This window comes from Mesorhizobium sp. M7A.F.Ca.US.006.04.2.1 (assembly GCF_004022915.1).
In the GTDB taxonomy this organism is placed as follows: domain Bacteria; phylum Pseudomonadota; class Alphaproteobacteria; order Rhizobiales; family Rhizobiaceae; genus Mesorhizobium; species Mesorhizobium ciceri.
The window spans coordinates 1-6,807 of sequence record NZ_RZQA01000294.1; the positions used below are offsets into that span (position 1 = coordinate 1).

The 6,807-nt window shown below is 63.6% G+C and carries 6 protein-coding genes; 5 read left to right on the forward strand and 1 reads right to left on the reverse strand.

From position 1 onward, the window contains the following. The 4 genes from EN925_RS17030 to EN925_RS17045 all read left to right on the forward strand — a co-directional run. A partial coding sequence (locus EN925_RS17030; protein WP_164894246.1) for a hydantoinase/oxoprolinase family protein occupies nucleotides 1–1,975 on the forward strand: 1,975 nt, incomplete at its 5' end. A 1-nt stretch (nucleotide 1,976) separates the two neighbouring features. Continuing rightward, nucleotides 1,977–3,719 (forward strand): hydantoinase B/oxoprolinase family protein, encoded by a 1,743-nt coding sequence (locus EN925_RS17035; protein WP_127384717.1) that lies wholly within the window; start codon nucleotides 1,977–1,979, stop codon nucleotides 3,717–3,719. Nucleotides 3,720–3,842: 123 nt separating this feature from the next. Beyond that, the gene (locus tag EN925_RS17040; protein WP_127369582.1) at nucleotides 3,843–4,619 is read left to right on the forward strand and encodes an ABC transporter substrate-binding protein; all 777 of its coding nucleotides are present in this window, start codon (nucleotides 3,843–3,845) and stop codon (nucleotides 4,617–4,619) included. Between the two features lie 54 nt (nucleotides 4,620–4,673). Continuing rightward, complete coding sequence (locus EN925_RS17045) at nucleotides 4,674–5,804, forward strand: aminomethyltransferase family protein (RefSeq protein ID WP_127369581.1); 1,131 nt, start codon at nucleotides 4,674–4,676, stop codon at nucleotides 5,802–5,804. A gap of 191 nt (nucleotides 5,805–5,995) precedes the next feature. Here EN925_RS17045 and EN925_RS41650 read toward each other — a convergent pair whose 3' ends face one another. Continuing rightward, entirely contained in the window at nucleotides 5,996–6,259 is a 264-nt protein-coding gene (locus EN925_RS41650; protein ID WP_335919021.1) for a hypothetical protein, read from the reverse strand. A 10-nt stretch (nucleotides 6,260–6,269) separates the two neighbouring features. On the opposite strand from EN925_RS41650, the gene EN925_RS17055 reads away from it, so the two are divergent. After that, nucleotides 6,270–6,647, forward strand: a complete 378-nt coding sequence (locus tag EN925_RS17055; RefSeq protein WP_348629883.1) for a Fic family protein — start codon at nucleotides 6,270–6,272, stop codon at nucleotides 6,645–6,647. Nucleotides 6,648–6,807 lie beyond the last annotated feature (160 nt).

Here is a 6,807-nt window from a genome sequence, read left to right on the forward strand (position 1 = left end):
CGGCAGGGTGTATCTGGCCAAGACGCCGACCACGGTCGACAACCAGGCCTTCGGTGTCGTTTCGGCGCTCGGCGCCACCGGATTTCCGATCGACGGCATCGACCTCATCGTGCATGGCACGACCACCACCACCAATGCGGTGCTCGAACGCCGGCTGGCGAAAACCGGCATGATCACCACGCGCGGTTTTCGCGACGTGATCGAGCTTGGCCGGCGCACGCGGCCGCAGGCCTATGGCATGACCGGCAGCTTCGTGCCGATCATCCCGCGCAATCTCAGGCTCGAAGTGTCGGAGCGCGTCGAAGCGTCGGGTGCGATACGCACACCGCTCGACGAGGCCGAAATGCGCGAGGCGGTGCAGACGCTGATCGCGGCCGGTTGCGAATCCCTCGTCATCCATTTCCTGCATTCCTACGCCAATCCGGCGCACGAGCGGCGCGCCACCGAAATTGCCGCCGAGCTCTGGCCGAACGGCTACATCACGGCAGGCCATGCGCTGCTGTCGGAGGCGCGCGAGTTCGAGCGCGGCGTCACCGCTTCGGTCAACGCCTCGGTGCAGCCGATCCTCGAGCGCTATGTCGAGCGGCTGCGCAAGGAACTGGCTGCAAAAGGCTATGCCCGCGACTTCCTGATCATGAACGGCAATGGCGGCATGATCTCGGCCCGCTTCGTCACACGTGAATCGGCCAAGACTGTCATGTCCGGTCCGGCCTCGGGTGTCATCGCCGCCGCCTACACCGGAAAACGTGCCGGCTTCGAAAACCTCGTCACCTACGACATGGGCGGCACTTCGACCGACGTGGCGCTGATCCGCAATGCCGAGCCGGCCGTCTCGAACGAGATCGAGATCGAATATGCCATGCCGATCCATGTGCCGATGGTGGCGGTGCACACGGTCGGCGCCGGCGGCGGCTCGATCGCCCGCGTCGACGCGGCCGGCCTGATCCAGATCGGCCCGGAAAGTGCGGGCGCCAATCCCGGCCCGATCTGCTACGGGCGCGGCGGCCTCGAGCCGACCATCACCGACGCCAATCTGGTGCTCGGCCGGCTGGCGCCGAAGAAGCTGCTGGCAGTCGAAAACCCGGTCACATCAGAGCGCGTCACCGGCATCTTCGAGGAGAAAATCGGCAAGCCGACCGGCCTTTCCGGCGTCGAGGCGGCGGGCGCGGTGCTGCGGCTCGGCAACATGAAGATGGCCGGCGCCATCCGCATGGTCTCGGTGTCACGCGGTCATGACCCCCGCGATTTCGCGCTGTTCGCCTTCGGCGGCGCCGGGCCGCTGCATGCGACTGCCCTGGCGCGCGAACTCGGCCTGCCCAAGGTGTTGGTGCCGGCGCGTCCAGGCATCACCAACGCGCTCGGCTGCGTCGTTGCCGACCTGCGCCACGACTTCGTCAACACCATCAACCAGCCGGTGTCGGTGCTCGACGAAACGCATCTTCACGCGGTATTGGAACGGCACCGAAACGAAGGCGAGGAACTGATCGGCAAGGAAGCGGTAAAGCCGGAGACGATCCGCGTCACCCACTCCGCCGACATGCAGTTCGTCGGCCAGACCCACATCATCAACGTGGCGCTGCCGTCCTCCTCGGTGACCCGGGCAACGCTGCAGCAGCTTTTCGAAAAGGCCTATTTCGCCCGCTTCAAGGTCGAGCTGCCGGAAATCCGAGCCAATCTCGTCAATCTCAATACATCGGTCACCGGCGTGCGTCTGGCGATCGATCTGTCGCGCCTGATCGATCCGGCGGGGCGCGCAGCAACGCTGGACGAGGCGCGGCGCGAAATCCGGCCGGTCTGGTATGCCGGCCGTTGGCACGACACGCCCGTATATGCGCGTGAAAAGCTGCCGCTCGATGCTATCATCGAAGGCCCGGCGATCCTCGAACAGATGGATGCCACCACCGTGCTCGAACCCGGCGACCGCGCACGCAGCGACGCTGACGGCAACATCATCATCGACATTGGCGAGGCCTGATATGGCAAAGCTCGACGCCATCACCCTTTCGGTCCTCCAGGCGGCCCTGCAGCAGGTCTGCGACGAGATGGACCTTACGTTCTCTCGCGCCGCTTTCTCGCCGGTCATCGCCGAGGCCAATGACCGTTCCGACGGAATCTATTCGGCTGTCGACGGTTCGCTGATCGCGCAAGGCAGCCAGGGCCTGCCGGTGTTCGTCGGTGTCATGCAGTATTCGACCAGGACGGTGATCGAGATGATCGCCGACGGCCGTTGCCTGCCGCCGGAACCAGGCGACATCTACGTCGTCAACGACCCCTATCTCGGCGGCACCCATCTGATGGATGTGCGCTTCGCCATGCCGGTCTACCGGGACGGCAAGATTTTCTGCTGGCTATCCAACACCGGCCATTGGCCCGACATTGGCGGCTCGGTGCCGGGCGGATTTTCAGCCTCGGCGACTGCCGTGGAGCAGGAAGGCCTGCGACTGCCGCCCGTAAAACTGTTCAAGAAGGGCGTGCTCGATCCGGAAATCTACGCCATCATCTGCTCCAACATCCGCGTCGCCGACCAGCGCATCGGCGATATCAGGGCCCAGGCCGCCGCACTGCTGATCGGCCAGGATCGGCTGAATGGAATCCTGGATCGTTACGGTGACGAAACTGTTGTCGCGGCGATCGCCGAACTGCGCCGCCGTGCCGCCGAACAGATGCGCGCCAACATCTCAGCCATTCCCGACGGCACCTACCATTCCAAGGCGTTTGTCGATTCCGATGGGGTGGTCAACGAGCCGCTGATCATCGCGCTCGGCGTCGAAAAACAGGGCGACACGCTGACCTTCGATTTCACCGGCTCGTCAAAGCCCTGCGCCGGGCCGATGAACAGCGTGCTGGCGACGACCCTATCCTCGGTCTATCTCGCCATGCGCCACATTTTCCCGGATGTGCCGATCAGCGCCGGCGCGTTTGAACCCCTGATCGTCAAGCGGCCGGAAGGCACGTTCCTCGACGCCAAATATCCGCGGCCCGTCTCGGGCTGCGCCGCCGAGGTGTCGCAGCGCATCGCCGAGGCGGTGTTCGCGGCGATGGTGCAGGCGCTGCCGGACAAGGTGACCGCCGCACCCGCCGGTTCCAGCGGCAATTTCGCACTCGGCGGCAACGACCCGGCACGCGGCCGCGACTACGTCATGTACCAGATCTCCGGCGGCGGTTATGGCGGCAATTCAGGCCATGACGGCCTGACCAATGGCTGCTCGACCATCGGCATCTCCAAGTCGCCGCCGGTCGAGATCATGGAACAGGCATTCCCGGTGCTCTACCGCCACTACGCCTTGCGTGAAGGCTCCGGCGGCGCCGGCAAGCATCGCGGCGGTTTCGGCCTCGCCTATGAGGTGGAAATCCTGCGCGGCGACGCCCGCGCTTCCTTCGTCATGGACCATGGCCGGTTCGGCCCGCAGGGCGCGCTTGGCGGCAAGGACGGCGCCGTCAACACGGTGACCGTCTTCCGCAACGGCGAGGAACACGTGCCGCCGCATTTGTCCAAAGAACAGGACATTGCGCTCAAGGCCGGCGACCGCGTGCGCGTCGGCACGCCGGGCGGCGGCGGCTATGGCGATCCGCTGCAGCGCGATGCCGATCTTGTGCTGCGCGACGTGGCGCTGGGGTACTACACATCAGAGGAAGCCACCGAAAAGTTTGGCGTTGTCCTCTCGGCCGGGGAGTTGGCCATCGACCAGATGGCCACCGACAAGCAGCGCGTCGGCTAACACATCACCGATCGCTCGCCTGGTCTGCTCGCCGCGCCGTGATCGCCGCAGCGCATGTCGTTTCCGTCTCCGCCGCGCGCCTGGAAGACCGTAGACTTCCCGCTTTCAACGGGGATCTCGAACATGCGTCTTTTCGGTCGTTTCGTGCTTGCCGCTTCCGTCGCCCTCACCCTTGCCACGGGTGCCGCCTCCGCCCAGGACAAAAAACTCAGGATCGGCACCGAAGGCGCTTATCCGCCCTTCAACTACGCCAGCGCCGACGGCACGCTGGGCGGCTTCGACATCGACTTGGGGAAGGCGCTGTGCGCCGAGATGAAGTCCGAATGTGAGTTCAGCGTGCAGGATTTCGATGGTTCCATACCGGCGCTGCAGGCCGGCAAGTTCGACGCCATCATCAACATCACTATCACGCCGGAGCGAGCCGAGAAGGTCGAGTTCACCCACAAATACTACCAGACGCCGCCGGCCATCGCCGTGCCCAAGGATTCGACCATATCAGGCACCTCGCCGGACGACCTGAAAGGCAAGGCGCTCGGGGTGCAGACCGCGACCATCCACCAGAAATTCGCCGACCAGAAATATGAAGGCTCGACGGTCAAGGCCTATCCGACGGGCGACGATGCCCGCACCGACATGGCCAATGGCCGCCTCGACGCGATGATGGACGGCTCGATCATCTTGACCGAGTGGCTGAAGAAGCCAGACGGCGCCTGCTGCAAGCTGCTCGGCACGCTGACCGCCGATCCGGCCATACACGGCCCCGGCGTCGGCATCGCCCTGCAAAAGGGCAACAAGGAACTGGCCGACAAGCTCAATGCGGCCATCGACGCGCTGCGCGCCAATGGCAAGTACAAGGAAATCAACGACAAGTACTTTTCCTTCGACGTCTACGGCAGCTGAGAACGACAACAGATGCCTTCCGGCAGCGCCGGCTGGCGCTGCCGTTTTTCTTGAATGATGGAGACTTCCTTGGCTGAGCGGCGTTCCCCTTTCTACAGCAGCATCGTCGGGCTGGGCGCGACCATGGGTCGTGTCGGGGGCGATTTCATCTCGGCCAAAACTTATTCCGGCATTGCCGACGAGCACCTGAACACCCGCAAAAATGTCGGCGTGCAGGATCTCAGCACCATGGGCAAGATGGACATCAAGGGGCCGGACGCCGAGGCGCTGGTCAACCACGTCATCGTCAATGATGCCGCGGCCATGAAACCGGGCCAGGTCCGCTATTCCACCGTCTGCCGCGAGGATGGCGGCATCATGGACGACCTCACCGTGTTTCGGTTGGGTCCGGAGCACTTCATGCTGGTAACCGGCTCGGTCAACCGCCTGAAGATGCTGCCCTGGCTGTTGCATCACGCGCAGGGTCGCAAAGCCTATGTCACCGACATAACCGCAGCCATCGCCTTCCCGACCATCCAGGGCCCGCGCTCGCGCGAACTGCTGAAAGCGTTGATTGCGGATGCCGATCTAGATGGACTGAAGCGCTGGTCGTTCACGTCAGGCCACATCAACGGCACGCGGGTGCTGATCTCGCGCACCGGGGTCACCGGCGAGCTCGGCTTCGAATTGTTCGTGCCGGCCGACGAGGCCGCTTCGGTCTGGGATGCGCTGATGCGGACCGGCCGGGACTTTGGCCTGAAACCCTATGGCGTGCTGGCAATGTTCACGCTGGGCCTGGAAAAGGCCTATCCGGCGCACGGCATCGACATGGATGAGAGCCGCACCCCGTTCCATGTCGGGCTCGACCGCTGGATCAAGTTCGACAAGGGCGATTTCGTCGGCCGGCAAGCGTTGCTCAAGGTTCGCGACAAGGGCCTCGACGAGCAATGGGTCGGCCTGATCCTCGACGGCGACACGCCGGCCGCCACCGATGCCAGGGTCCTGGCCGATGGCGAGGACGCTGGCATCGTCACCTACAGCGATCACGGCTATTCCCTGGGCAAGGTGCTGGCCACGGCGCACCTGCGGCTGCCTTTCACCGCGATTGGCACCGAACTCAGCATCGACATCGACGGCAGGCCGACCCGCGCGGTCGTGGCGCCGATACCGTTCTTCGATCCCGAGGGGGGGAGGTTGCGCGGCTAACTGGGCTTACCCTGGAAATCATTTTGGTCTCTCCTCAATGGTTATGATATTGTCTCGAAATGAAGTCTCCTAGCTCAAGAGCCAGTCGTTCAGCCAAGACCGGCCAGTTCGTGCTGACCAGCGAGCGCGGCGAGAAAATCAGCGCCGTGGAAGGCATGACCTTATCGCCTCGCATGGCGAAATTACTCGCCCTAGGCGTACGACACGGACTGTCCGGTGATGAGCGGCGTTCGCTCATCAAGGAAGAAATCCGCAAGAAGAAATAGACGTTGGTCTACGCCGCTGAGTTCGATCCGCTGTGCTACCCCGGCACGACGGTGCTCATTAACCTGTTGGACATCCGCGACCAGGCTGAGCTTGATGAAGTCGAGCTCGCGCTGTTCCTGACTCGCGCTGACGAGCCATTGCCGGCAGGCGAACTCGACTACCGTCACTATCTCGGCCTGCACCGGCACCTGTTCCAGGATGTGTGGCTGGGCCGGTCAGCCGCGCACCATCCGCATCGGCAAGGCCGGCAATTGGTTCCGCTATCCCGAACACATCGCCACCGAGATGGCGCGGGTCTTTCGCGAACTCGGCAATCCCGACCGCTTAGCTCATCTCGACGGCACCAGCTTTGCGAAGCATCTGGCGCACATCGTCGCGGAGATCAACGCCGTGCATCCGTTTCGCGAAGGCAACGGCCGAACCCAGCTCACCTTCCTTGCGATGCTCGCCGAGCACGCGGGCCTGATATTCAATGACGACATCCTTGAACGGGATCGCGTCATTCAAGCCATGATCGACAGTTTCAGCGGTTCAGAAGCGTCATTGCAAGCACTGATAGAAGACATCATCGCCTAGTTCGTCGGCCTAACAATCACCCCCGTCTATCCAGCCTCGCCGCCAACCGATCCCCCACCCATTGGATGCCGCAGACCAGGATGATCAGCACGATGACCACTGCGATCATCACCGACGTCTCAAAACGCTGGTGACTTTGATCGGCGCTTCGGCCATGGCC